Origin of the sequence: Martelella alba, from assembly GCF_006516955.1 — a bacterium.
GTDB classification, from domain to species: Bacteria; Pseudomonadota; Alphaproteobacteria; order Rhizobiales; family Rhizobiaceae; genus Martelella; species Martelella alba.
The window spans coordinates 17688-42468 of sequence record NZ_VHLG01000003.1 but is presented as its reverse complement, the minus strand read 5'-3'; the positions used below and the strand labels follow the sequence as shown (position 1 = coordinate 42468).

General features: G+C 58.9%; 22 protein-coding genes. 4 read left to right on the top strand and 18 right to left on the bottom strand.

The genetic code is table 11. The features are described 5' to 3' along the window. Positions 1 to 348: 348 nt before the first annotated feature. Complete coding sequence (locus tag FJU08_RS06575; RefSeq protein ID WP_141148195.1) at positions 349 to 1311, bottom strand: 2-keto-3-deoxygluconate permease; 963 nt, start codon at positions 1309 to 1311, stop codon at positions 349 to 351. 70 nt (positions 1312 to 1381) lie between these two features. After that, the gene (locus FJU08_RS06570) at positions 1382 to 2341 is read right to left on the bottom strand and encodes an amidohydrolase family protein (RefSeq protein ID WP_181409770.1); all 960 of its coding nucleotides are present in this window, start codon (positions 2339 to 2341) and stop codon (positions 1382 to 1384) included. A 284-nt stretch (positions 2342 to 2625) separates the two neighbouring features. On the opposite strand from FJU08_RS06570, the gene FJU08_RS06565 reads away from it, so the two are divergent. Then, entirely contained in the window at positions 2626 to 3522 is an 897-nt protein-coding gene (locus FJU08_RS06565; RefSeq protein ID WP_181409769.1) for a LysR family transcriptional regulator, read from the top strand. Between the two features lie 79 nt (positions 3523 to 3601). On the opposite strand, the gene FJU08_RS06560 is transcribed toward FJU08_RS06565, so the two are convergent. From FJU08_RS06560 to urtA, 14 genes are all read right to left on the bottom strand, one after another. After that, the gene (locus FJU08_RS06560) at positions 3602 to 4141 is read right to left on the bottom strand and encodes a peroxiredoxin (protein WP_141148192.1); all 540 of its coding nucleotides are present in this window, start codon (positions 4139 to 4141) and stop codon (positions 3602 to 3604) included. Positions 4142 to 4372: 231 nt separating this feature from the next. Continuing rightward, positions 4373 to 5236, bottom strand: a complete 864-nt coding sequence (locus FJU08_RS06555; RefSeq protein ID WP_141148191.1) for a GNAT family N-acetyltransferase — start codon at positions 5234 to 5236, stop codon at positions 4373 to 4375. A gap of 117 nt (positions 5237 to 5353) precedes the next feature. Next, positions 5354 to 5965 (bottom strand): LysE family translocator, encoded by a 612-nt coding sequence (locus tag FJU08_RS06550; RefSeq protein ID WP_235890609.1) that lies wholly within the window; start codon positions 5963 to 5965, stop codon positions 5354 to 5356. Positions 5966 to 5974: 9 nt separating this feature from the next. Beyond that, positions 5975 to 7687 carry an urease subunit alpha gene (gene ureC, locus FJU08_RS06545; protein WP_141148190.1) on the bottom strand — a complete coding sequence of 571 codons (1713 nt, stop codon included), beginning with the start codon at positions 7685 to 7687 and terminating at the stop codon, positions 5975 to 5977. 121 nt (positions 7688 to 7808) lie between these two features. After that, on the bottom strand, positions 7809 to 8297 hold the full coding sequence (locus tag FJU08_RS06540; RefSeq protein WP_210245193.1) for a lysozyme inhibitor LprI family protein: 489 nt from the start codon (positions 8295 to 8297) through the stop codon (positions 7809 to 7811). A gap of 17 nt (positions 8298 to 8314) precedes the next feature. After that, a complete protein-coding gene (locus FJU08_RS06535; protein WP_141148189.1) occupies positions 8315 to 8620 on the bottom strand; it encodes an urease subunit beta in 306 nt (101 codons plus the stop codon). 32 nt (positions 8621 to 8652) lie between these two features. Continuing rightward, a complete protein-coding gene (locus FJU08_RS06530; protein ID WP_141148188.1) occupies positions 8653 to 9012 on the bottom strand; it encodes a GFA family protein in 360 nt (119 codons plus the stop codon). 22 nt (positions 9013 to 9034) lie between these two features. Beyond that, positions 9035 to 9337 carry an urease subunit gamma gene (locus tag FJU08_RS06525; RefSeq protein ID WP_141148187.1) on the bottom strand — a complete coding sequence of 101 codons (303 nt, stop codon included), beginning with the start codon at positions 9335 to 9337 and terminating at the stop codon, positions 9035 to 9037. A gap of 83 nt (positions 9338 to 9420) precedes the next feature. Continuing rightward, entirely contained in the window at positions 9421 to 10260 is an 840-nt protein-coding gene (locus FJU08_RS06520) for an urease accessory protein UreD (protein WP_235890608.1), read from the bottom strand. A gap of 414 nt (positions 10261 to 10674) precedes the next feature. Further along, complete coding sequence (gene urtE / locus FJU08_RS06515; RefSeq protein ID WP_141148186.1) at positions 10675 to 11370, bottom strand: urea ABC transporter ATP-binding subunit UrtE; 696 nt, start codon at positions 11368 to 11370, stop codon at positions 10675 to 10677. Positions 11371 to 11595: 225 nt separating this feature from the next. Next, positions 11596 to 12354, bottom strand: coding sequence for an urea ABC transporter ATP-binding protein UrtD (urtD, locus tag FJU08_RS06510; protein ID WP_141148185.1), 759 nt, complete (start codon positions 12352 to 12354; stop codon positions 11596 to 11598). Beyond that, on the bottom strand, positions 12351 to 13529 hold the full coding sequence (gene urtC / locus FJU08_RS06505) for an urea ABC transporter permease subunit UrtC (protein ID WP_141148184.1): 1179 nt from the start codon (positions 13527 to 13529) through the stop codon (positions 12351 to 12353). The genes urtD and urtC overlap by 4 nt, the downstream gene beginning before the upstream one ends. Further along, positions 13526 to 15166 carry an urea ABC transporter permease subunit UrtB gene (gene urtB, locus FJU08_RS06500; RefSeq protein ID WP_235890607.1) on the bottom strand — a complete coding sequence of 547 codons (1641 nt, stop codon included), beginning with the start codon at positions 15164 to 15166 and terminating at the stop codon, positions 13526 to 13528. Before urtB ends, urtC begins: the two co-directional genes overlap by 4 nt. A 102-nt stretch (positions 15167 to 15268) precedes the next feature. Continuing rightward, complete coding sequence (gene urtA, locus FJU08_RS06495) at positions 15269 to 16525, bottom strand: urea ABC transporter substrate-binding protein (RefSeq protein WP_235890634.1); 1257 nt, start codon at positions 16523 to 16525, stop codon at positions 15269 to 15271. Positions 16526 to 16804: 279 nt separating this feature from the next. Between urtA and FJU08_RS06490 the strand changes: the two genes are divergently transcribed. The 3 genes from FJU08_RS06490 to FJU08_RS06480 all read left to right on the top strand — a co-directional run bounded on the left by FJU08_RS06490 (position 16805) and on the right by FJU08_RS06480 (position 22362). Next, entirely contained in the window at positions 16805 to 17887 is a 1083-nt protein-coding gene (locus FJU08_RS06490; protein WP_141148182.1) for a potassium channel family protein, read from the top strand. 145 nt (positions 17888 to 18032) lie between these two features. Next, on the top strand, positions 18033 to 21443 hold the full coding sequence (locus FJU08_RS06485) for a hybrid sensor histidine kinase/response regulator (protein ID WP_141148181.1): 3411 nt from the start codon (positions 18033 to 18035) through the stop codon (positions 21441 to 21443). After that, complete coding sequence (locus FJU08_RS06480; RefSeq protein WP_141148180.1) at positions 21436 to 22362, top strand: response regulator transcription factor; 927 nt, start codon at positions 21436 to 21438, stop codon at positions 22360 to 22362. The genes FJU08_RS06485 and FJU08_RS06480 overlap by 8 nt, the downstream gene beginning before the upstream one ends. Before the next feature lie 280 nt (positions 22363 to 22642). On the opposite strand, the gene cysK is transcribed toward FJU08_RS06480, so the two are convergent. After that, a complete protein-coding gene (gene cysK, locus FJU08_RS06475) occupies positions 22643 to 23611 on the bottom strand; it encodes a cysteine synthase A (RefSeq protein ID WP_141148179.1) in 969 nt (322 codons plus the stop codon). Positions 23612 to 23789: 178 nt separating this feature from the next. Beyond that, positions 23790 to 24716, bottom strand: a complete 927-nt coding sequence (locus FJU08_RS06470) for a DMT family transporter (protein WP_141148178.1) — start codon at positions 24714 to 24716, stop codon at positions 23790 to 23792. Between the last annotated feature and the right edge of the window lie 65 nt (positions 24717 to 24781).

Here is a 24781-nt window from a genome sequence, read left to right as displayed (position 1 = left end):
TTAGCAGCAAACCGGTTTGGATCAAGTTAATGTGACAGCCGCCTCTTTTCACAGCACAACAGGCAAGTAGTGATTACGTGCCCCAGATTGCTGACAAAGTCGTTCAGATTGCCTGTTCGGGGTGGAATGGCCGCCCCCCCCCGTCGTCATCCCCGTGCTCGTCACGGGGATCCAGGTTCATAAGACATTGAATAGAAAAGTTCTTTCGCCGCGCGGACGCGCGCTGGCTGGATGCCTGTGGACCAAGCACAGGCATGACGTCAGAAAAGGTTGCGAGGTTTGTCAACAGTCTGAGGCACGTGGCTATCACGTGCCTGTTGCTGAAGGATTGCACTGGTAATCCGGCATTCACGAATGCACCGCTGCGGCATGGCCCGGCTCTTTCTCCGGCATCTTGCGGAACCAGCCAGCGACAACCGGCATCAGGAACGAGGTGATGACAACGATCATGGCGATCTGGGCAACCGAAACCGAAACATAAGGGGCAAAGCTCGGATCGATTGCCGCATAGAGCGGTGGCACAGCTGTCGAGACGCCAGCGGCACTGGCAACCCCCATGGCTGCATAGCCGGGACGGCGCAGGATAAAACGATCGACAGCCAACAGGATCGGCACATTGACGATTAGATAGAAGGCCGTGAGCATCAACCCCGACATGCCGGCCGAGACAACCAGCTTCAGATCGATCGCCGAGCCGAAGCAGAAGCCGAGGAAGGGCAGGACAATCGCACTGCCCGGACGCAGGAAGGTCGACAGGTCATCATCAAGATTGCCGACCAGCATGCCGACCAGAAAGGGTACGAGAACCTGCACCAGGATCATCGGCTGAAAACCACCGCCAGCCCCGAGCCCCATGCAGAAGACACCGATCGCGGGTACTGAAATAAGGTTCAGAAGACCAAATGCGGCCGTATCGATCCCATCGCCCTGCTTGCCGCAGATGGCAAGATAGATGCCGGGATTGGTGGCCGTAAGCGCTGCCACCAGCGCAATGGTGGACATGCCCCAGATACCCTGAGGGGCAAGATAATGCACAACAATCAGCGAGCCGATAATGCCGATCAGCAGTTTGGCCACCAGCAGGACAAAGCCGCGCTTGAAGGTCGGCGCCACCTGATTAAGCTTGAACTGTGTCCCGGTGAGAAACAGCATGACGCCGATCAGCGTCGTCGTACCGGTTGCAAAAAGCGCGGTGGTCGTGCCGCCTATGTTCAGCGCTGACGGGAAAAATGTGTGAATGACGGCGGTGATCGCCATGGGTACATTGAGGGTTCCCGCGGGAACCTTCTGCATAGATGCCAGAAGTTTCATGGCAAGCCTCCAGAAAAGCGGGGCGGAAGCCGGCCGGCGGCAGATCCGCAGCCAGCCCCGCACCTTCTTGTTATTTCAATCCGAGAAGGATGGTTTCAGCGTTTCTGTGGGTGACCTTTTCCAGCCGCTCCGCGCCGATATCGGCCGCATCAACCCAGTCACAGGCTGCCTTCAGGCTCTCGAAGGGATAGTCAGCCGAGAACATCACATTATCCTCGCCGAGATTATCGAGTGCGCAGCGCAGTGCCACGTCATCGCAGACACCGGATGTCGTGCAGGTGATGTTCTTGCGAATGTAATAGGTCGGCTCATGCTGCAATTCGACATTCATATAGGCCGTCGGCAGGCGGCTGTCGAAACGCCACATCAGGAATGGCAGCGTCTCGCCCATATGGCCGAGGATCATGCGGGCATCGGGGTGGCGATCGAAAACGCCGTTGACGACCATGCGCAGCACATGTGAACCGGTCTCGGCCATCCAGCCCCAGAACGGGCCATAAAGCGCCTTGGCACCTTCATATGTGATCGGCATCTGCACCGGATTGCCCGGATGCAGATAGACAGGTGCTTTCAGCGCAGCAGCAACACTCCAGAATTCGTCATAGCAGGGATTGTCGAGATAAAGGCCGAGCGTCTGACCGTTGATCATCGCGCCCTGCATTTTCAGATCCTTGACCGAGCGTTCAAGCTCGCGCGCGGCCTCGGCCGGATCCTGCATGGCGAGATGGGCAAGGCCGCCATAGCGCTTCGGATATTTCTGCATCGCCTCGGCAAGAACATCGTTGGCTTTACGGGCATAGGCCGTTGCCTTGCCGGCATCCGGTTCGATCTGCACGCCGGGGCCGGCAATCGAAAGCACTGCGAAGTCGAGACCGGCTTCATCCATGATGGCGATGCGTTCGTCACCCAGCTGCTGCAGCCGTGGCACGGCGCGGCTGGCCAGTGACTTGTTGATGTTCTGATACGTATCCTCAAGATGCGGAACGAGCTCGGGGATGATGAAATGTTCTTCGAGACCAATCTTTTTCATTTTTTTGTTCCTTCTTTTCCTGGTGCCGCAAGGCCAGCCGAGACCTGCACCGCCGAGCATCGCTTCAGCGGTCTGGCGCATGGGAGCTGCGCCTCTTCTCAAATATCGGCGGCCATCAGACAGGGGCGGCGGGAACACCCGAAGGCAGGTGGCGACGCTTCTGCGTGTCGTTTCCATGCCGGGAGTGAACGTCCCTGTCCCTGTTGGCAAGATCAACCTAGGCCCAAATTACGATATTGAAAAATAGATTGATATGATCATATTGATCATGATAATTGATGGAAATGACGAGTATCAAACAGTTACGCTCCTTCGTCGTTCTGTGTGAGGAGCTTCATTTTGGTCATGCGGCAGAACGGCTCCACATCGTGCAGCCAGCGCTCAGCATGCATATCAAGTCGCTGGAGGAGGAACTCGGAACCCAGCTTTTCACCCGTGATCGATCCGGTGTTGAACTGACGACAACGGGTGCTGTGTTCCGTAGCGAGGCCATCGCTATTCTCGAAAGACTCGACAGCGCCATCGAGCGTGTTCATCAGGCCAGCGAAGGCAAGCTTGGGACGCTGCATCTCGCAGGTTCGGCAACGGCGCTTGCCTCTGGCGTCACCGCGCCGTTCATCCGGCGCTTTTCCAGCCGGTTTCCCGCCGTCGACATCAAGGTGAGCGAGATCCACCCCTTTGAGCAGGCGCGCGCGCTCGCCAATGGCGAGATCGATATCGCCTTCGCCGCACGGCACTTCGATACCGAGCTTCACGCCCAGTTCGACCGGCACCGGCTGACGGGCTTCCGCTATCTTCTCGCCGTCTCGCATGAGCACCCGCTGGCGGGTGAAAAGCATGTCTCCATCACCTGCGTCGCGCAGGAAACGCTGATCAGCCTGCAGACCGAAAATATCAATGGCGATGTCCAGCCGATCTACGGCACCCTGCCCCGGCAGCCGCGCCACTATCTTTTCGCCTCAAGCCCGTTGACCATGCTGAGCCTTGTCGATGCCAATCTCGGTGTTGCCGTGATCTCGGAGGCATTATGCAAGAATGCCAGCGAGGGCATTACATTTCTGGAGATTGATGACGTCAGTGAAGAAATGGAGGTCTGGATGTATACGCGCGCCAATGACCCCGAGCCCGTTATCCGCCACTTCATTGCCGTCGTTGACGAGATGGCGCCCGGCGAAGCTTAGGCACAGAAGCCGCGCGACAAAAAAGGCGGCCGGTTTCCCGTCCGCCTTCTTTTTTCAGAAATCTATCTGCCAGAACCGATCAGGCGGCCTTGGCGTCGCCCTTGAGGGCTTCAAGAATGTTCTGCGGCGACGATACGCCATAGGGATCGCTCTCGCACAGATCGGAGAAACCTTCTTCCTCGAACCACTTCTCGACAACACCATCATTGATGATGGCAGCGTAGCGCCAGGAGCGCATACCGAAACCGAGATTGTCCTTGTTGACGAGCATGCCCATCTTACGGGTAAACTCACCCGAACCATCCGGGATGACCTTAACATTTGCAAGGTTCTGGCCCTTGGCCCAGGCATTCATGACAAAGGCGTCGTTGACCGACATGCAGTAGATTTCGTCAATGCCGAGCGACTTGAACTCTGCTGCCAGCTTTTCGAAATCGGGAAGCTGGTAGGTCGAGCAGGTCGGGGTGAAAGCGCCGGGCAGCGAGAACAGAATAACCTTCTTGCCCTTGAAATAATCATCGCTGGTCTTGTCTTCCCAGCGGAAGGGATTCGGACCTTCAATCGATTCATCGCGAACACGCGTGTGGAAGGTTACATTCGGAACTTTCTTGCCGAGCATCGTCTTCTCCTGCTTCAAATTTCGGGGACTGGAAGTCCTCTAAAGGGCTGGCGCAATCTTAACGGAAATCAGGAAAGAATAAAGCCATATTTTAGAATAATTCTAATGTAATGGCTGCCATGCAGAAAGTGCATAGCAAAACTCCCCAACGCCCCCTTCACCATCCTAGGTGGGTCTGGTGGGTGGCATACGCAAGGGTCGGCGGTGCGACAAATAGGCTAATTTTCCGATTCAGGAAACCGAAACCGGCGTGGCCAGCAAGGCCAGGCGATAGCGGCCGATCTGAGCAAAGCCGACAGCCTGATAGGCGCGCGCGGCCGCGGGGCTGTTGGTGAACAGGATCATCTGCTCGGCGCCCTGATCAAAAGCCTCGCGCACCATCAGGGCGACCAACTGCCGGGCATAGCCGCGACCACGCAGCAGCGGCGGTGTCCAGACCGGCCCCAACTGCTTCATCACTCTGTAGCTCGCATTAAAGCCGGCAAGTGCAACCGGCACGCCATTTGCGAGAAGCACAAAACGCTCAAGCGCCGCGCCCTGGCTCACCGCCAGCCTGATCCCCGTTTCCAGCTCCACGCCCGGCGTCGCCCCGAGCGCTTCGAGATTGTAATCGACAAGCCAGCGCGTCATCAGCGCCGGATCGGCATTCTGCCAGGCGGTCATGGCAACGTCTTTCGAAGATGGCGGCATGATGAGGCGATCCGGATCCAGCTGAAACAGGCGCTCAGCAGAATTGCTCGCATAGTCCGCGTCCTCAAGGGCGAACGCCGACATCACCGCACAGGCCTGATCGTCAGGGCCGAGAAGCCCGGCGACACGCCGTTCCATGCTGTTGCGGACGCCAGATGCCAGCGCATCAAGCACGTCCTTCTCCGGCGCCTGCATCATCACATTGCCATTCCACATCTGCGCGATCACGCCACGGAACGCCCCGCCATCGAAGGCACCCCAATAATCCCCGCCATAGGGCCGGTCCGGTTGAATAAGGCCGCAACGGGCAATGTTGGAAAGCAGGAACATACTGTCTGCGGCATGGGCTTCAAGAAAAGCCACCACTATGGCCCGGTCATCATCGTTCAATTTCCGAATATCCATCACACGCCCCTGCCGTTGAGGACGCGGATTATCCGTCGGCGGCCATTGCCCGGTCAATGACGCGAAATGGAGGTTTCAATGAAAGTTGCTGATATCGACAGAACCAATTGCGATGGATCAGTGGCGCGAAATCGCCATGGATCCACCGGCGAAAATCATCGCAAAACCAACCAGCCGGTTGAGATTGACGAAGATGCGGTTGGATTTGATGAAACGGCCAAGCAATGCCCCGGCCAGCACGTAAAGCGCCACGGCCACGACCTCCATCACCAGAAAGGCCACCCCCAGAAGGGCAAGCTGGTGCCAGACCGCATCGCCGGGGGTAACAAATTGCGGAAAGAAGGCGGTGAAGATGGCAATCGCCTTGGGATTGGTGATCGCGATCGAAAAATCGCGCTTCGCCAGATCGATCAGCCGGACCGCGCTTGCCTGCATTTCGGCAAGCGCGCGCGCCTTACGCAAGATCTGCACCCCGACATAAACAAGATAGACCGCACCGATCAGCTTCACCACGGTGAAAGCGGTTGCCGAGGCGGCCAGCACCGCTCCAAGCCCGACGACCGTGATCGCGATCAGCATGGTAAAGGCCGGGATCCGCCCCGTGCCGCCGATGATCCCCGGCACGATACCGAGCCGGGCGCCATTGGAAAAGGCCAGCATATTGTTCGGCCCCGGCGCACAGTTCAGTGCGAAACAGGCCGGAATGAACAATTCCCAGGCGATCGACACCGCGCCGCCTCAGAACAGGAAATAACGCTGCGCCATCGGCAGAACGGTGGCCGGTTCGCAGGTCAGAAGTTCGCCATTGGCGTGCACCGCATAGGTTTCCGGGTCGACGGAGATTTCCGGCGTGGCGCTGTTATGCACCATGGAGGCCTTGGAGATGCCGCCGCGGGTGTTTTTCACCGCAACCAGCTGCTTGGCAACGCCAAGCTTGTGTGACAGGCCGGCATCAAGCGAGGCCTCGGAGACGAAGGTGACGGAGGAATTGGTCCGCGCCTTGCCATAGGCACCGAACATGTAGCGATAATGCATCGGCTGCGGCGTCGGGATCGAGGCATTGGGATCACCCATCGGGGCAGCTGCGATCATGCCGCCAAGCAGAACCAGATCCGGCTTGACCGAGAACATGGCCGGGCTCCACATCACCAGATCCGCCCGCTTGCCGACTTCAACCGAGCCGATTTCATGGGAAAGACCATGGGCGATTGCCGGGTTGATCGTATATTTGGCGATGTAGCGCTTGACGCGGAAATTGTCGTTATCGCCGGTTTCTTCCGCCAGGCGTCCGCGCTGACGCTTCATCTTGTCGGCCGTCTGCCAGGTGCGGATCGCCACTTCGCCGACACGGCCCATGGCCTGGCTGTCGGACGAGATGATCGAAAACGCGCCCATGTCGTGAAGAATGTCTTCTGCCGCGATGGTTTCCTTGCGGATGCGGCTTTCGGCAAAGGCGATATCTTCCGGGATCGACGAGGACAGGTGATGGCAGACCATCAGCATGTCGAGATGTTCGGCAATGGTGTTCTGTGTGTAGGGCCGGGTCGGGTTGGTCGATGACGGAATGACATTCGACTGGCCGCAGATCTTGATAATATCGGGTGCATGGCCGCCACCGGCGCCTTCCGTGTGGAAAGCGTGAATGGTACGGCCCTTGAATGCATTGACCGTATCCTCGACAAAGCCGCTCTCGTTCAGCGTATCGGTGTGAATCATAACCTGAACGTCATACCGGTCGGCAACGGCGAGGCAGTTGTCGATCGCCGCAGGCGTGGTGCCCCAGTCCTCGTGCAGCTTCAGTGCCGCAGCGCCGCCCAGCACCATTTCCTCAAGCGCACCCGGCAGCGAGGCATTGCCCTTGCCGGCAAAGGCGAGGTTCATGGGGAAAGCATCCGCCGCCTCGATCATGCGCTCAATATGCCAGGGGCCGGGCGTGCAGGTGGTGGCGAGCGTGCCATGCGCCGGGCCTGTGCCACCGCCCAGCATGCAGGTGAGGCCAGACATCAGCGCTTCCTCGATCTGCTGCGGGCAGATGAAATGGATATGCGCGTCCATGCCGCCAGCGGTGATGATCTTGCCCTCGGCCGCAATCGCCTCGGTACCGGGGCCGACGATGATATCGACCCCCTTTTGCGTGTCCGGATTGCCCGCCTTGCCGATGGCAACGATGCGACCGTCCTTGATGCCGATATCGGCCTTGACGATGCCCCAGTGATCAATGATCAGCGCATTGGTGATCACAGTATCGACTGCGCCTTCGGCCCGTGTTGCCTGCGACTGCCCCATGCCATCGCGGATCACCTTGCCGCCGCCAAACTTCACCTCGTCACCATAATGGGTGAAGTCCTTCTCGACCTCGATGAAAAGCTCGGTATCGGCAAGACGGACCTTGTCGCCGGTGGTCGGGCCGAACATGCCGGCATAGGCGGCGCGGGACATTTTGAAAGGCATGGACAGCTTCCCTCTGGTTGTTCCGACGGATCCGCGCCATTCACAGGCGCGCTCCATCCCATTTCTGATCATAACCGCCAGCCACTCGGACGCGGCCGCAGAGATATTTTCGATATGTGCCTCAGTTCACCGGGGAACGGAAGGCGGATTTCCCCTTGTCAGCCTGTTCGCCCTCAAGCCGGAGCAATATCACTTTCTGCATCCGGTCAAGACAGTGAAGCCGCTCAAGCGTCAATTCATTCATGCAGCGCGAAACGATGAATGTCTCATCCTCCGTGCCGCGAAATAAAAACCCCCGCGACGTGCATGCGCTGTCGCGATAATCAACCCAGGCCCGCTGCGACCGCATCAAGGAAGCCGCAGCCCCGCTTTGACCTTTCGGCAGGCTCCCGTCGAGACGCCCGGCCAAAAGCAGCGTCGCAGCAAAGGAACTCGACAGGCTTTCATCGCTTTCCCTGAACACGTCCTCGGCACAGTTGAGACGTTCAGCAGGCGTCGCCGCCGCACCGCAGGCAAGCGCGTCACCAGCCATGGCGGCAACCGGCAGCAGCAGCATCACCCCCGTGCACAGCATCCGCACCGGCACACCATCACAACATCGCCTCCCCATCTGCCGGCCCCGCGCCTCTAGAGCTTGCCCATAACCTGCTGGCGAAAACCGTAAACCGTCCTGTTTCCGGCGAAAGGCACAAGGGTCACATCACGGGTCTGGCCCGGCTCGAAACGCACCGCTGTACCGGCTGGAATATCGAGCCGCATGCCGCGGGCCTTGTCGCGCTCGAAATCAAGCCCGGCATTGGTTTCATAGAAATGATAATGGCTGCCGACCTGCACCGGCCGGTCACCGGTATTGGAAACCGTCAGTGTCACTGTTTCCAGACCGGCATTGATCTCGATATCGCCTGCGGCGGTAATCACTTCACCTGGGATCATTTTTTCGTTGCTCCGCTCATTTCGCCATCGCGCTAAAGCGATGCGCCATCGAAAGGCTTGGACGGCAGAGAACGCGCATCCACACCATCGAGGCAATTGACATTGACCGCCACCATCTCACTGCCATCGCCGGGCACCTTCCCGAAAGCGAAGGCCTCAATACCGCAGACACTGCAGAATTGATGGCGGATCGTGTGCTTGTTGAAAAGATAGTCCGTCAGCACATCAGCGCCGCTGTTCAAGGTGAAGTCGGATGGCGATGTGAAGGCCAGAACCGAGCCGAGGCGGCGGCAACGCGAACAGTTGCACACAGCGGTAAAGCCAAGATCGATATCGACATCGAAATCAACCGCGCCGCACTGACAGCTACCGTGATAATGCTTTGTGCTCATCGCCCCCTCCTCCGGCCAATTCTTACCGGATCGGCTCGTGAACCGTAACCAGCTTGGTGCCATCCGGGAAGGTCGCCTCGACCTGGACATCATGGATCATTTCCGAGACGCCTTCCATCACCTGTTCACGGGTCAGCACATGGGCACCGGCCTCCATCAGCTCGGCCACCGGACGGCCGTCACGCGCGCCCTCGACCACGAAATCGGTGATCAGCGCAATTGCCTCCGGCCAGTTGAGCTTGACGCCCCGTTCCAGCCGGCGCCGCGCCACCATGGCGGCCATGGAGATGAGCAGCTTGTCCTTTTCTCTCGGCGTCAGATTCATGCTTGTTCCTGTTCCTCAACTGTCACGGCATCCCGCCGCTTCGCACGACCGGATATGTTAAATCCGGTGCGAACCCCATATCACTAGAGATGCCAGACTTTCGGCATGATTTGATCCTCGCGCAAGACCTTTAGCGCCGGAATCAGCAATTTTCGCAAGGCGTAACCGTCGGCGGCCACAATCCGGGCGACCAGCTTGCCGTTCCACGCACTGGCACCGGCCCCGGCATCACCCAGAACATCACGCAGTTTCGGCAGAAGCGCTTCCGTGCGCGCACCGCAATAGAGCAGAGTGGCAAAGGCCACCTCACCGCCGAGAATCGCCGACTGCGCCACAAGATGTTCGATATCACCGGTCATGCGCACATCTTCGGCATGCAGCAATTGCCCGCCGCGCCGGACACGCCAGCGATCACGGAAATGCCCCATGCCAACCGCCTCGCCCATGGCCTTGCGGCCGAGCAGCACCGCTTCCACAGCAACGAATTCCGCTGTCTCCGCGAGATCGACATCAAGGCGGCGATTCAATGCCGCCTCGTCAAACAGAATGGTTTCCTGCGGCAGCCAGTCCAGACGGGCATTCTCGCCGACCGCGATTTCGGCATCGATCATCGCCGGACCACTGTCGGATCGGTAGATCTTCTCGCAGGCCTGCGTGGTCACCGTGACAGATGTACCATCGCGGGCTTCGACGACCCAGCGCAGCTGATCGCCGCCGGTCAGCCCGCCCGACGTATTGATCAGAACCGCTTCCATACGTTCATCGAAGCTTTCAGGAAGACGTATCTTCGCCGCCCCCTCCTGATAGAGTTGATCAATGCGGGTCCGCCCCGCGGCAAGCTTTGCAACAAGCTCGCCTTTACCGAAAGTCCGCTGTGGCCGTGGCGTCATGACCGGTTCCAGCAGTTGTTCCTCGACCTCCATAAATGCGCCTCCCTGTCGCAACCAGATGCGTTGCCCATGCCGTTTCCTCATGCAAAATTGTTTTCTGCAAGAGGTCAAAGCAAGTTTCATGCCGTCTTCAAAAATGCCCGATCTAAAACGATCAGAACAGGGCATCGCCTCTTTTTCCGGCACGGCACAAAGCAGGCCTTACCAGGCGTCGCTTAAAAACGCTGCAGAGTGCGAATGGAAGCATCACCCGCACCGCCTACAGGTGAAAAAAGTCAGGACAAAATTGAAAGAATAATCCAACATTCTAGTCGCAAAACCGGCTCTACGACGCATTTTGAGGTGTTCATGGCAAAAAAGACCAGAAAATTCCACATATTGCGCAAGAATAATCCATCGCCAGGCCGAGCACCCTGCGACGGCGAAAGAGGGCCACAGTAAATGGTTTCAAACCGTCAGATGTCGGCGTGCTTCCGGCGTATCAAGGGTTTCGGCAGGGCCTTGATGCACGATCTCGCCACGGTCCATAATATAGACCTGATCGGCCAGTTCACGGCAGAAATCGAGATATTGCTCGACCAGCAGGATCGCCATGCCGGTGGAATCGCGCAAATAGCGGATCGCCCGGCCGATATCCTTGATGATCGAGGGCTGAATGCCCTCCGTCGGCTCGTCCAGCACGAGAATTTTCGGCCGCGTAACCATGGCCCTGCCAATGGCAAGCTGCTGCTGCTGTCCGCCAGACAGATCACCGCCCCGGCGCTTCAGCATGGATTGCAGCACCGGAAACAGGCTGAAAATGTCATCGGGAATGGTGCGCTGGGAAGCGGGAAGCGGCGCAAAACCAGTCTCCAGATTTTCCTGAACAGTCAAAAGTGGAAAGATCTCGCGCCCCTGCGGCACATAGCCGACGCCGAGCTTGGCCCGTACATAGGGCGCAAGCCCGCTCAGTTCCTGATCGTTGAAGTGGATTGTCCCGCCGGAGACCGGATGCTGGCCTGTCACGGCGCGCAGCAGCGAAGACTTTCCGACGCCATTGCGCCCCAGAACGCAGGTGATCTTGCCCATTTCGGCCTCAAGTGAAACCCCGCGCAACGCCTGCGCCGCGCCATAATGGAGATTGACGTTGTCGATCTTCAGCATCGGATTTCACTCCCGGCCTTTGTGACATATGCACCGATAAAAAGACCCTGCGACAGGGGATAGCGGACCTTGGAGCCCGATCGAGCCATGAAATTCAGGGGCGGCTCGACCGTTTCATCAGGGGCCACCGGATCCCGATTGGAAGAAATCCAGCGCCGCAAATCCAGGTCCCCGGCTGCCGCAGGGCGAAAATGTGAAAAGCAGCGGACAGAAGAAATATTCATCCTACCGTCCCAGATAGTTTTCAATGACTTTCGGATCATTCGAAACATAATCGATCGAACCTTCTGCCAGAACAGAGCCTTCGGCAAGGCAGGTCACCTTGACGCCAAGGTCGCGGACAAAGCCCATATCATGCTCAACCACGACCACGGAGCGGTCCTTGGCGATTTCGCGTAAAAGCCGCGCGGTCTCCACCGTTTCGGCATCGGTCATGCCGGCGACCGGTTCATCGACCAGCAAAAGCTTCGGCTCCTGCGCCAACAGCATGCCGATCTCCAGCCATTGTTTCTGGCCATGCGAAAGATTGGCGGCAAGCTCGTCCTTGCGCGCACTCATCCGGATGATGTCGAGGATTTCCTCGATCCGGTCATGATCCTCACCGGTCAGGCGATAGAGCAGCGTCGAAAACACGCCGCGCCTTCGATTGAGCGCCAGCTCAAGATTGTCCCAGACCGTGTGACCTTCAAAAACCGTTGGTTTCTGGAATTTTCGGCCAATGCCAAGCTGGGCGATATCGGCCTCGTCGCGACGGGTCAGATCCACCGTGTCGGCGAAGAAGACCTCACCTTCGTCAGGCCGTGTCTTGCCGGTGATGATATCCATCATCGTCGTCTTGCCAGCGCCATTGGGCCCAATCACAGCGCGAAGTTCGCCCGGCTCGATAACGAATGAGAGCTTGTTCAGCGCCTTGAAACCGTCGAAGGAAACCGAGACATTGTCGAGATAGAGCAGGCTCTTGGCACGTTTTTCCTGCGGGCTCATCGCGCAGCCTCCCCTTGGGTCTCAACGCCGTCTTCCAGCGCCTCGGATTGCTTGATCTTAGCCATCGCGCCCGCCTCAGCGCGTCCGGCGGGCTTCAGCTTGCCGCCCATCGTGCCGACAATTCCGCGTGGCAGGAACAGGGTGACTGCGACGAACAGACCACCCAGAGCAAACAGCCAGAATTCGGGAAACAGACCGGTGAAGATGGTCTTGCCGAAATTGACCAGCACCGCGCCGATGATCGGTCCGATCAGTGTTGCCCGGCCGCCGACGGCCGTCCAGATCACTACTTCAATGGAATTGGCAGGCGCAAACTCACCCGGATTGATGATGCCGACCTGCGGCACATAAAGCGCGCCGGCAACACCGGCCATCATCGCGGAGACGACAAAGGCGAAGAGTTTGTAATTCTCCACCCGGTAGCCGAGAAAGCGCACGCGCGCCTCCGAATCACGCACACCAACCAGCACCTTGCCGTATTTGGAGCGCACGATCGCCGAGGAAATCAGAAGTCCGAGCGCCAGAAACAGCGCCGAGGCGGCAAAGAGTGCGGCCCGCGTTGCATCGGCGCTGACGGAAAAGCCGAGAATATCCTTGAAATCGGTCAGACCATTATTGCCGCCGAAACCCATATCATTGCGGAAGAAGGCGAGCAGCAGCGCATAGGTCATGGCCTGGGTAATGATCGAGAGATAGACGCCGTTGACGCGGGAGCGGAAGGCAAACCAGCCGAAAACAAAGGCCAGTGCACCCGGCACCAGCAGCACCATCAGCGCCGCAAACCAGAACATGTCGAAGCCGTACCAGAACCATGGCAGCGCCTTCCAGTTCAGGAACACCATGAAATCGGGCAGAATCGGATCGCCATAGACACCGCGCGACCCGATCTGGCGCATCAGATACATGCCCATGGAATAGCCGCCGAGCGCGAAGAATGCGCCATGGCCGAGCGAGAGAATGCCGCAAAAGCCCCAGACCAGATCCAGCGACAGTGCCAGAAGCGCATAGCAGAGATATTTGCCGGCGAGCGAGACCATATAGGTCGGCATGTGGAAGGGGCTCGATGCCGGCAACAGCAGCATCAGCGCCGGCACGATCAGGGCAATGGCGATCAGCACGCCGATGGCGATGACGATCTTGCGGTCAAGCGCGCGGAGTACAAAGGCGGTAATCATGCTTCAATCGCCCTTCCCTTGAGCGCGAACAGGCCGCGCGGTCGTTTCTGGATGAAGAGGATGATGAGAACGAGCACCAGGATTTTGCCCAGCACAGCACCGGCATAGGGCTCCAGGAACTTGTTGAGAATGCCGAGCGAGAAGGCACCGACAAAGGTACCCCAGAGATTGCCGACCCCGCCGAAGACCACGACCATGAATGAGTCAATGATGTAGGACTGGCCGAGATTGGGTGAGACATTGTCGATCTGCGACAGTGCGACACCGGCAAGACCGGCGACACCGGAGCCGAGCGCGAAGGTGAAGGCATCCACCCAGGCGGTGCGGATCCCCATGGAGCCGGCCATGCGGCGGTTCTGGGTCACGGCACGCATCTGCAGGCCGAAGGCCGAGCGTTTCATCAGCACAAGCAATCCGAAGAAGACAGCAAGCGAGAAAAGAATGATCCACAGACGGCTCCAGGTGATCACGAGACCGCCGAGATCAAACGAGCCGGACATCCATGACGGGTTGCCAACCTCGCGATTGGTGGGACCGAAAATGGTTCTGACGCCCTGCTGCAGGATCAGCGACACGCCCCAGGTGGCCAGCAGCGTTTCCAGCGGCCGGCCATAGAGAAAGCGGATCACGCCGCGTTCGATGATCAGGCCGACAGCACCGGTGATGATGAAGGCGACCGGCAGGGCAATTGCCAGCGACCAGTCGAAGAGACCGGGGAAATGATTGCGGATCACCTCCTGCACCATATAGGTGGAATAGGCACCGAGCATGACCATTTCGCCATGCGCCATATTGATGACACCCATGACGCCGAAGGTGATGGCAAGGCCGATTGCCGCCAGCAGCAGGACCGAGCCGAGCGACAGGCCGTACCAGACATTTTGCAGCGCATCCCAGAAGGCGAGCTTTTTCTCTATCTTTTTCTGGGCCGCATCCACTTCGGCCTGAAGGCTTTCATCGAGGCTCGGACGGGCGGCCAGCAGAATGGAAATCGCATCGCGACCGCCGATCGCAGCGACATTTTCGATCGCCTTGCTCTTTTCCGCATCAGAACGGCCTGAATTGAGAATGGCAATCGCCTCGGCCTGTTTCAGCGTCGCGGTGATGTCCTTGTTGTCTTCTTTTGCAAGCGCCTGCTCGATCAGGGCAAGATTGTCTTCCGAGGGCGCCTTCAGCATCGACTGGGCCGCCGAAAGACGCACGGAAGGATCCGGGCTCATCAGCGTCAGTCCGGCAAGGGCGGCATCAATCGAGCGGCGTAGACTGTTATTGACCTTGATTTTTTCGAGATCGCGCTTGGATGCCTCTCCGGCAGGCTCCCCCGTCAGCGGATCGGCGAGCAGCAGATCACGGCTGGACGAGCCTTTCGAGGTGATGAAGACGGCACCATCATCCTTGCGAGCATAAAGATCACCATCGGAAAGCGCTTTCAGGGCCGGAACGATGGCCGGGTCGCCGGTTGCAGCAAGATCCTGAACATTTTTCTCGATGGCGTCGAAACCAGAAGCGGTTGCGAACTGATTGATCAGCGCCCGGGGGTCATCGGCGGCCCGGGCAGGCAGGGACGCACATATCAGAGTAACAAACAGTAAAAATAGAAAATGACTGAAACCAGGCATGCGCGAAAAAATCGACATGTGCGTCCCCTCTTCGACGACCATCCAAAACGGAAGGCCGTATCCTCGTTTGCCGGGCGCGAGCAGATCGCGCCCGGCAGTGGTTCCCACCGTCAAGAGGTCTTAGTTCGCAGCAGCCATGCCGCCGCACTTGCCGGTCGCGACATTGAAGTTGCCGCAGGACAGAGGCGCGCGCCAATCCGAGATCAGGTTCTTGGAATCGGGCAGATAGTCGGACCAGGCATCGCCGGGGACAAGACCGGGGGTCTGGTAGACGATATCGAACTGACCATCATCCTGGATCTCACCGATCATGACCGGCTTGGTGATGTGGTGGTTCGGCATCATCGTCGAATAGCCGCCGGACAGGTTCGGAACGGAAACGCCGACCATGGCATCGATCACCTTGTCAGGATCGGTCGTGCCGGCCTTTTCAACGGCCTTAACCCACATGTTGAAGCCGATATAATGGGCTTCCATCGGGTCATTGGTCACGCGATTGTCGTCGCCGGTATATTTGTGCCAGGCATCGATGAAGTCATAATTGGCGTCGGAATCGACGGATTCGAAGTAGTTCCAGGCAGCCAGATGGCCGACCAGGTTCGTGGTATCAAGACCGGCAAGCTCTTCTTCACCGACCGAGAAGGCAACAACCGGAATATCTTCGGCCTTGATGCCCTGATTGCCGAGTTCCTTGTAGAAGGGGACATTGGCATCACCATTGATGGTGGAGACCACGGCGGTTTTCTTGCCCGCGGCGCCGAAATTCTTGATCGCGGCCACCTCAGTCTGCCAATCGGCGAAGCCGAACGGCGTGTAGTTGATCATGATGTCTTCATCAGCGACGCCATGGGCCTTGAGATAGGCTTCCAGGATCTTGTTGGTCGTGCGCGGATAGACATAGTCGGTGCCTTCCAGAACCCAGCGCTCGACACCTTCCTCGTTCATCAGATAGTCGACGGCGGGAATGGCCTGCTGGTTCGGCGCGGCACCGGTGTAGAAGACGTTGCGCGAGCTTTCTTCACCCTCGTACTGAACGGGGTAGAAGAGAATGCTGTCGAGTTCTTCGAAAACCGGCAGAACCGACTTGCGCGAAGCAGACGTCCAGCAACCGAACACGACGTCAACCTTGTCCTGCGAGATCAGCTCACGGGCCTTTTCGGCAAACATCGGCCAGTCGGAAGCCGGGTCGACGACGACGGGTTCAAGCTTCTTGCCCAGCAGGCCGCCCTTTGCATTCTGCTCGTCGATGAGCATCAGCATGGCGTCCTTCAGCGTGGTTTCAGAAATCGCCATCGTACCGGACAGCGAATGGAGAATGCCTACCTTGATCGTGTCTTCCTGGGCATGTGCGGTGCCCGTCAGAACACCGGCTGCCATCGTCGCGCCGACGATGGCGCTCTTGAGGCCCTTCGTGAAATTCATCTGATTTCCCCTCTGTTTTACATCCCGCGCGACAAGCACGGCAACGAAACCGAAACGCCCGTTCGGCGTTCGTGCCAACTATCGGCGAGACAGCCGCCAAGCCCCATACGTCATTTGACGTAGGTCGCGCGAAGCAACGGCAGCATCAATGCCGCACGACCGGTATTGTCTTGCGGCAGCGCAATCATCGGCTATGCTTCCGGCGGCGACACTTATTGGCAGCAAGGGGCAGGCATGGGCGTTTTCGGTTCGCCGGGACGAACACTGGTTTCGACGGTGATTTTCATGCTGGCCGTGATCGCGGCGGCCACGGCTGCCTATCACCACGCCGGCTGGAGCTTTCCCGATTCCTTCTACATGGTCCTGCTGACCGTCTATACGGTCGGCTATGGCGAAGTGCACCCGATCGACACCGCCTATCTTCATGCCATCACCGTGATGACCATGATCCTCGGCTGCACCGGATCGATCGTACTGACCGGTGCGCTGGTCCAGTTTCTCACCATCAATCAATTGCAGCAGCTATTCGGAACGAGACGGATGATCAAGGAAATCGAACATCTCTCCAATCATGTCATCATCGTCGGCTATGGCCGGATCGGCGTGATGCTGGCGCGCGAGCTCAACATGGCTGGCCTGCCCTTCGTCATCATCGAGCGCAATGAACGCCTTGCCGATAATGTCCGCGAGCTGGGCTTTCTCGCCATTGTCGGCGATGCCACCGACGAGACATCACTCACCACGGCCGGCGTTGACAGGGCCCGCGCACTGGCGACGGTGCTTCCCAATGATGCCGCCAATGTCTTCATCACGCTTTCAGCCCGCGCGCTCAATCCGAAGATCGAGATCATCGCCCGCGGCGAGATGGCGACCACCGAAACCAAACTGATCCAGGCGGGAGCGGACCGGGTGGTGATGCCGACCCATATCGGCGCGGAGCGGATCGCTGAACTCATTCTCTATCCACGCACGGAAAAGATCCTGCATGCCTCCAGCGAGATGCAGACGCTCGAACGCCAGCTGCGCGGCCTGGGGCTCGAACTTCAGGTGGTCGTGGCGCCGGAGCGCGGCGCTCTGACCGGGCTTACGGTCGCCCAGATCGAAAAACGCACCGAAGGCCAGTTCTTCATCGTCCAGATCCACCGGCAGGACGGCACCGTCTATTCCGAACCGGAACCGGATCTCAAGATCGTGGCCGGCGACGGCGTGGTCATCGTCGGGCGCGGTATCCAGGCCTGCCGGGCGCTGTTTGAGCCGCTCTCTGGCGCCGCTGGCCATCGCCACGGCACGATCTATCGCGGCCAGCGGCGGTTCTGAAACGAAATGTGCGCCGCCCGGCGCTGCATCCTCCGTCCGTTCATACAGGCTTATGCGCTTGAAGCGCAGTGCACTCTTGCCTTTCGCTGAGATCATGTAAACAATCAGGGCTTGTTCGCTTTTCTGCCAGGTGCCCTGACCGTTCATGACAGCCCGCCAACGCATCATTCCGATCCGGCGTGAATATAACCGCTGGGTCGCCAACCAGACGCTTGAGGATTATGCGTTGCGCTTCACGGCCAAGAGCGCAAGGCGGTTCTCCTCGACCCGGATTTCACAGACCGCGATCGGTGCGATCTCCTTTCTGGCGCTGGAGGCCGTCGGTGGGGCGATCACACTGTCGCATGGCACCACCAATGCGTTCTTTGCCGCACTGGTCGCCGCCCTTGTCATGCTGGTCGTCGGCTGGCCGATCACCCGTTACGCGATCCGCCACGGCGTCGATATCGATCTTCTCACCCGCGGCGCCTCTTTCGGCTATATCGGCTCCACCGTCACCTCGCTGATCTATGCAAGCTTCACCTTCATTCTGTTTGCCATCGAAGCCTCGATCATGTCAGGCGCGCTGGAGCTCGCCTTCGGCATCCCGATCTGGATCAGCTACATCATCTCCGCCGTTCTGGTGATCCCGCTGGTCACCCATGGCGTGCAGATGATCTCGCGCTTTCAGCTCATCACGCAGCCCTTCTGGATCGTGCTCAACATCGCGCCCTTCATCTTCATCGCCTTCATGGATGTCGAGAAATTCCAGATCTGGCGCAGCTTTGCCGGCCTGTCGCAGGAGCCGGCCCCGCCGGGCTTTGCCGCGCCGTTCTCGCTTGCCGGTTTTGCTGCTGCCGCCGGCGTCATCTTCGCGCTTTTGCCGCAGATCGGCGAGCAGGTCGACTTCCTCCGCTTTCTGCCGGCAACCGGACGGCATCGCTTCTATCACCGGCTCGCGGTCTTTCTGGCCGGCCCCGGCTGGGTGCTGGTCGGCGTGCCGAAACTGATGGCCGGATCCTTTCTCGCCGTGCTGGCGCTTACCGCAGGAACACCGGCTGATTATGCCGCCGACCCCGCCCATATGTATCTCACCGCCTTCGGTTACATGATCCCGAACCACTATGCCGCCCTCTTTCTGATGGCGGCTTTCGTTGTGGTCTCCCAGCTGAAGATCAATGTGATGAATGCCTATGCCGGGTCGCTGGCCTGGTCGAATTTCTTCTCACGCCTCACCCACAGCCATCCCGGCCGCGTTGTCTGGCTGATTTTCAATGTCGCGATTGCGCTTCTTTTGATGCAGCTTGGCATCTACCGGCTGCTGGAATCGGCTTTCAGCGTTTTTGCCATTGTCGCCATGGCCTGGCTGTCGACCATCGCCGCAGATCTTTTCATCAACAAGCCACTGGGGCTGTCGCCGCCGGGCATAGAGTTCAAACGCGCCCATCTTTACGATATCAATCCGGTCGGGCTTGGCACCATGGCCGCGTCAGGTGCGATCGCGCTTTTCGCCCATTTCGGTCTTTTCGGCACGCTTGCCGCAGGCTTCGCGCCCTTTATCGCTCTCGGCGTCGCCCTCGTCATCTCGCCGGCAATGGCCTTTGCCACGGGCGGGCGCTATTATCTCGCACGCAAGCCACGCAAGGGCTGGCAGTCGCGAACCTCGATCACCTGCTCCATCTGTGAACATCCTTTCGAGCCGGAGGATATGGCCTGGTGCCCCGCTTATGCCGGACCGATCTGTTCGCTCTGCTGCTCACTCGACAGCCGTTGCCATGACCTGTGCAAACCGAAAGCCCGGATGAATGCGCAGATCGGCTTTGTCGCGGCCAAGCTTCTGCCAGACCGCGCCGTGCAGGCGCTTTCCAGCCGGCTCGGACGTTATACGATCACCGTTGCTATATCCGTTACCGTCATCGGCGCGATCCTGGCGATGATCGCTGTCCAGATGGTGCGCGCCACACCGGAAACTGCCGATGTTATCTATGGTGCGACGCTGATCGTCTTCTTCGTCTTCGCGCTGATTGCCGGTATTGTCAGCTGGTTCTTCGTGCTCGCCCATGACAGCCGCAAGGTGGCGGAAGAGGAATCCTCGCGCCAGACCACGCTGCTTTTGAAAGAAATCGCCGCGCATGAGAAAACCGACGCGGCACTCCAGGCCGCCAAGGAAACGGCGGAAGCCGCCAACCGCGCAAAGAGCCGTTATGTCGTCGGCCTCAGCCATGAACTCAGAACGCCGCTCAACGCCGTGCTCGGCTATGCCCAGCTTCTCGAGCGCGACCCGGCCATCCCTGAAGCCCGTCAGCCGGCGATCAAGTCGATCCGCCGGTCCGCCGACTATCTCTCCGGGCTGATCGACGGCTTGCTCGATATTTCCCGGATCGAATCCGGCCGGTTGCAGGTCTATGCCAACGAGATCAACCTCACCGACTTCCTTGATCAGATCATCGACATGTTTGCCCCGCAGGCCCGGGCCAAGGGCCTCAGTTTCGAGCATGACAGAAGCACCGCCCTGCCCCTTTACGTCAGAACCGATGAGAAACGGCTGCGCCAGATCCTGGTCAATCTTCTCTCCAATGCGGTGAAATTCACCGATAGCGGCGCGATCCGTTTTTCTGCGCAATATCGCAATCAGGTCGCCACGTTCATCGTTAGCGATACCGGTGACGGCATTGCCGAATCCGATATCGTCCGCATTTTCGAACCTTTCGAACGGGGCAGTGAAAACGACACGACCAAGCCGGGCCTCGGGCTCGGACTGACCATCACCCAACTTCTGGTCAACACGCTGGGTGGCGAAATCATGGTTTCAAGCAGGCCCGGCAAGGGGACAACCTTTACCGTGCGGATGATGCTGGCCTCGCTTGAACGTGCCGAAAACGCCACCCACGCCGAACAGGCGATCACCGGCTATGCCGGCGTCCGGCGCACCATCATGGTGGTCGACGACAATGAGGAACATCGCGCCATGATGCGTGATATTCTCGAACCGCTCGGCTTCGGCGTTGTCGCGGTCGCAAGCGGTGCGACCTGTCTTCAGGCGCTGGAAGCAGGCGAGCCTGACCTATTCCTCATCGATATCCGCATGCCCGGCATGACCGGCTGGCAGCTGGCAACCGGCTTGCGTGAACGCGGCGTGGCGAGGCCGATCGTGATGCTGTCAGCCAATATCGGTGACGACGCCGTGCTTGGCCATGGCGATGATAGCCATAATGCGACATTGTCCAAACCTCTGGATCTGAAGCGGCTTTACGACGTGCTTGCCGCGCAGCTGGGGCTCCACTGGATCCGCGGCGATCCGCCCTTGCCCAAGACGGCAGAAGCGGAACTGAGTGTTGCGGTTCCGGACCCGCAGATCCTGCAGGCGCTGATCGAACTTGGCGAGATCGGCTATGTCCGGGGCATTCGCGACCGCCTCGCCGCAGTTGAGGCAGATGAACCGGCGCTGAAAGCCTTCAGTGCTGAAGCCAGCGCCTATATCGACGTGTTCGACCTTGACGGTTTTCGAAAATTCCTAAAGCAACATCTGGACGAATTGAACGACGCGAAACAGGGGGTGGAGCGCGATCATGGCTGAGGCCGTAAGAGCCCGTGACATTGTATTGCTGGTGGACGATAGTCCCGAAACGCTTTCCTTCCTGACGGAAGCGCTGGAGGAAAGCGGCTATTCGGTGCTGATCGCTACCTCGGGCGCAAACGCACTTTCCATTGTCGAAAAGCTCTCACCCGATATCGTTCTGATGGATGCGGTGATGCCGAAGATGGACGGGTTCGAGACCTGCCGGCGGCTGAAGGCCGGCCCTGCCCACACGATCCCGGTGATTTTCATGACTGGGCTATCGGAGACGGAGCATATCGTCCATGCGCTGGAATCAGGTGGCGTCGATTATCTGACCAAGCCGATCAATATCGACGAATTACGCGCGCGCATCCGCGTCCATCTTTCCAATGCCCGCTCCACCCAGAGTGCGCGGATCGCCCTCGACGCGGCTGGCCGCCATCTGATGGCAACCAATGGCGCGGGACGCCCGCTCTGGCTGACGCCGCAGGCAAGCCGGCTTATCCATGACGCGATCGGTGGTGATATCGATGTCGCCTGGCTCACATCCGAGGTCGGGGCAATCCTGAAAGCCCGTCGCCACGAGGCTGCGGCAGGAGCGGCTGCCCCGCTTCTGCCCATCGCACGCGATGGCAAGAAACTGTTTCAGCTGGCGCTTCTCGAACGGATCAATGCCGATGAGCTTCTGTTCCGGATCACACCGGCCAACCCGGTTGCCGATGACGAGGTGCTGCGGCAGACTTTTCCGCTGACGGTGCGCGAATCCGAAGTGCTGCTGTGGATCGCCAAGGGCAAGGCCAATCGCGATATTGCCGATATTCTCGGCCTTTCAGCCCGCACCGTGAACAAACATCTGGAACAGATCTATGTGAAGCTCGGCGTGGAAAACCGCGCCTCCGCCGCGGTCAAGGCCGCCTATGTTCTGCATGACCTGTAACGAAAACGGGCCGCCTCAGGCGACCCGTCAGACTGTTGCGAAAACGTTCCAAACCCCACTGGCGTCATATCTGTGCCTGGCACAGATATCCAGCTGCAATGCGTCTGCACGGCGAAAGACTCTTATAATCCAATGCCCTTATGCGCCTGGATCCCCGTGACGAGCACGGGGATGACGACGGAGGGGGCCTCACCCCAAACAGGCAATCTGAATGACTGTGTCAGCAATCTCACGGGCCGCCTCAGGCGACCCGACATTTCCGTCAGCCGCAATGGAAGCGTCACTCACCCAGACCGTCGAACAGTGCCGTCGAGAGATAGCGTTCGGCAAAGGACGGGATGATGATGACGATGTTCTTGCCTTCATTTTCCGGGCGCTTGCCAAGCTCAATGGCAGCCGTCAGCGCCGCACCGGAGGAAATGCCGACCGGAACGCCCTCGATGCGGGCGACATTGCGGGCATTTTCAAAGGCATCTTCGTTGGAAACCGTAATGATCTCGTCATAGACCTTGGTGTCCAGCACGCCCGGCACGAACCCGGCGCCAATGCCCTGGATCTTGTGCGGCGACGGCGCGCCACCGGACAGAACCGGCGAGGCCGTCGGCTCAACCGCGACGACCCGGACCGAGGGTTTCTTTTCCTTCAGCACCTGGCCGACACCGGTAATGGTGCCGCCCGTGCCGATCCCGGCAACGAAGATGTCAACCGCGCCATCGGTGTCATTCCAGATCTCTTCCGCCGTCGTCTTGCGATGGGCCGCCGGATTGGCCGGGTTTTCAAACTGCTGCGGGATGATCGCATCCGGCAGATCGGCCACCAGTTCTTCAGCCTTGGCGATCGCGCCCTTCATGCCCTTGGCAGGCTCGGTCAGAACCAGCTCGGCGCCAAGCAGGGCGACCATCTTGCGACGCTCGATCGACATGGATTCCGGCATGGTCAGGATCAGGCGGTAACCCTTGGCCGCGGCGGCAAAGGCAAGCGCAATGCCGGTATTGCCAGAGGTCGGCTCGACCAGAACCGTCTTGCCGGGCGTGATCTTGCCCTCGGCTTCCAGCGCTTCGATCATCGCAACGCCGATACGGTCCTTGACCGATGCAATCGGGTTGAAAAATTCGAGCTTGGCCAGAAGATTGGCCTTCACGCCCTTCTCTTTGGCCAGCTTGTCGAGCCGGACCAGCGGCGTATCGCCAATCGTTTCAAGGATTGAGGAATAGATTTTCCCGCGACCAGGTTTGCCGTTCTGTTCCATGGATGATGCTCCCTAGTGAACTTTCTCCTTAGTTAGGGTTCAGGAGCGGACAATTCGAGGTATGAAACAGATCAGCCAGCAGGGCCGCAGGAATTTGATACTCATTTTCTTTGATAGTGAGCAAATTCATTCCTGAAACCTTTCGAAGCTGGCCATCCCCCGCAAAATTTGATGATAGTCAATCAGCTTTGGCCAGCTTGTTTGCCGCCCGACCGTGCAGCCGAAAACGTGCCGGGATAAGCGGCCAGCCAAATGTTGTGGCAGCCGCGCTGATGAAAATCAGGGCAGCGCCAAGCATCTGCGGAGCGCTGAAGACATGTCCGAAAACCAAAGCGTCGGCGATGATCGCCACCACCGGGTAGACGAAGGACAATGCGCCGCTGATGACGGTTGGCAACTTCTGAAAACCAGCATAAAGCAGGACATAGACAAGGCCCGTATGGATGATGCCAAGCGCAGCCACCGAGCCCCAGGACAGCATTGTCTGCGGCCAGACAGTCCAGCTGACAAAGGGCAGCAGGAGCAATGCCGAGAGCCCCATATGAACCAGCGCGATCAGATGCGGCGGTACCCCCTTCAGCGCCTTGGTGAAAATCGCCGAAAGCGCATAGAAAAAGGCCGAGACAAACGCAAAGCCAACCCCGATCAGATAGGTTTGAGATACGGCAGCGCCGGTAAAGGGGCCGCCGGTGATCACCACCACGCCGGCAAAGCCCGCTGCAAGCCATATAATCCGGCTTGCCGTCAGCCGCTCGCCGAGAAACAGCGCGCCGAGAATGACCATCATGAAGGGCTGGGTATTGTAAACTGTCGCCGTTACCGAAATCGGCGCACGGGCATAGGCGGCAAAGAGAAACAGCCAGTTTCCCAGAATGGCGAGGCCGCCAAGCATCATGAAGACGATGCGCCGACGATCAAGCCCAGCCATAGTGAGATAACCCAGCCGTGCACAGACCCCGAACAGGATTGTGCCGCCCAGAATGCAGCGCCAGAAAACGATACTGACCACTGGAAGATGCGCGAAAACGACGAATAGGCCGACCGTACCGGCGGTCGCCATAGCCACCAGCATCTGCATGGCTCCGGTTCGTTCTGACGGGCTCATATATGTTCTCCGTTGAGTGAGACCCTCAGATTATTTGAATGCCAAACAATTTTAAACGGACTATA

Bases quoted from the DNA above. Each gene is read 5' to 3' on its own strand.
- FJU08_RS06490 (WP_141148182.1), top strand. From the start codon at position 16,805: ATGGGCGTTTTCGGTTCGCCGGGACGAACACTGGTTTCGACGGTGATT.
- FJU08_RS06530 (WP_141148188.1), bottom strand. From the start codon at position 9,012: ATGAGCACAAAGCATTATCACGGTAGCTGTCAGTGCGGCGCGGTTGAT.
- FJU08_RS06525 (WP_141148187.1), bottom strand. From the start codon at position 9,337: ATGAATCTGACGCCGAGAGAAAAGGACAAGCTGCTCATCTCCATGGCC.
- cysK (WP_141148179.1), bottom strand. From the start codon at position 23,611: ATGGAACAGAACGGCAAACCTGGTCGCGGGAAAATCTATTCCTCAATC.
- FJU08_RS06555 (WP_141148191.1), bottom strand. From the start codon at position 5,236: ATGGATATTCGGAAATTGAACGATGATGACCGGGCCATAGTGGTGGCT.
- FJU08_RS06485 (WP_141148181.1), top strand. From the start codon at position 18,033: ATGACAGCCCGCCAACGCATCATTCCGATCCGGCGTGAATATAACCGC.
- FJU08_RS06480 (WP_141148180.1), top strand. From the start codon at position 21,436: ATGGCTGAGGCCGTAAGAGCCCGTGACATTGTATTGCTGGTGGACGAT.
- FJU08_RS06575 (WP_141148195.1), bottom strand. From the start codon at position 1,311: ATGAAACTTCTGGCATCTATGCAGAAGGTTCCCGCGGGAACCCTCAAT.
- ureC (WP_141148190.1), bottom strand. From the start codon at position 7,687: ATGCCTTTCAAAATGTCCCGCGCCGCCTATGCCGGCATGTTCGGCCCG.
- urtE (WP_141148186.1), bottom strand. From the start codon at position 11,370: ATGCTGAAGATCGACAACGTCAATCTCCATTATGGCGCGGCGCAGGCG.
- urtB (WP_235890607.1), bottom strand. From the start codon at position 15,166: ATGTCGATTTTTTCGCGCATGCCTGGTTTCAGTCATTTTCTATTTTTA.
- FJU08_RS06565 (WP_181409769.1), top strand. From the start codon at position 2,626: ATGACGAGTATCAAACAGTTACGCTCCTTCGTCGTTCTGTGTGAGGAG.
- urtC (WP_141148184.1), bottom strand. From the start codon at position 13,529: ATGATTACCGCCTTTGTACTCCGCGCGCTTGACCGCAAGATCGTCATC.
- FJU08_RS06570 (WP_181409770.1), bottom strand. From the start codon at position 2,341: ATGAAAAAGATTGGTCTCGAAGAACATTTCATCATCCCCGAGCTCGTT.
- urtA (WP_235890634.1), bottom strand. From the start codon at position 16,525: ATGGCAGCCGGTGTTCTGACGGGCACCGCACATGCCCAGGAAGACACG.
- FJU08_RS06520 (WP_235890608.1), bottom strand. From the start codon at position 10,260: ATGGAGGTCGAGGAACAACTGCTGGAACCGGTCATGACGCCACGGCCA.
- FJU08_RS06535 (WP_141148189.1), bottom strand. From the start codon at position 8,620: ATGATCCCAGGTGAAGTGATTACCGCCGCAGGCGATATCGAGATCAAT.
- FJU08_RS06470 (WP_141148178.1), bottom strand. From the start codon at position 24,716: ATGAGCCCGTCAGAACGAACCGGAGCCATGCAGATGCTGGTGGCTATG.
- urtD (WP_141148185.1), bottom strand. From the start codon at position 12,354: ATGAGCCCGCAGGAAAAACGTGCCAAGAGCCTGCTCTATCTCGACAAT.
- FJU08_RS06560 (WP_141148192.1), bottom strand. From the start codon at position 4,141: ATGCTCGGCAAGAAAGTTCCGAATGTAACCTTCCACACGCGTGTTCGC.
- FJU08_RS06540 (WP_210245193.1), bottom strand. From the start codon at position 8,297: ATGGGGAGGCGATGTTGTGATGGTGTGCCGGTGCGGATGCTGTGCACG.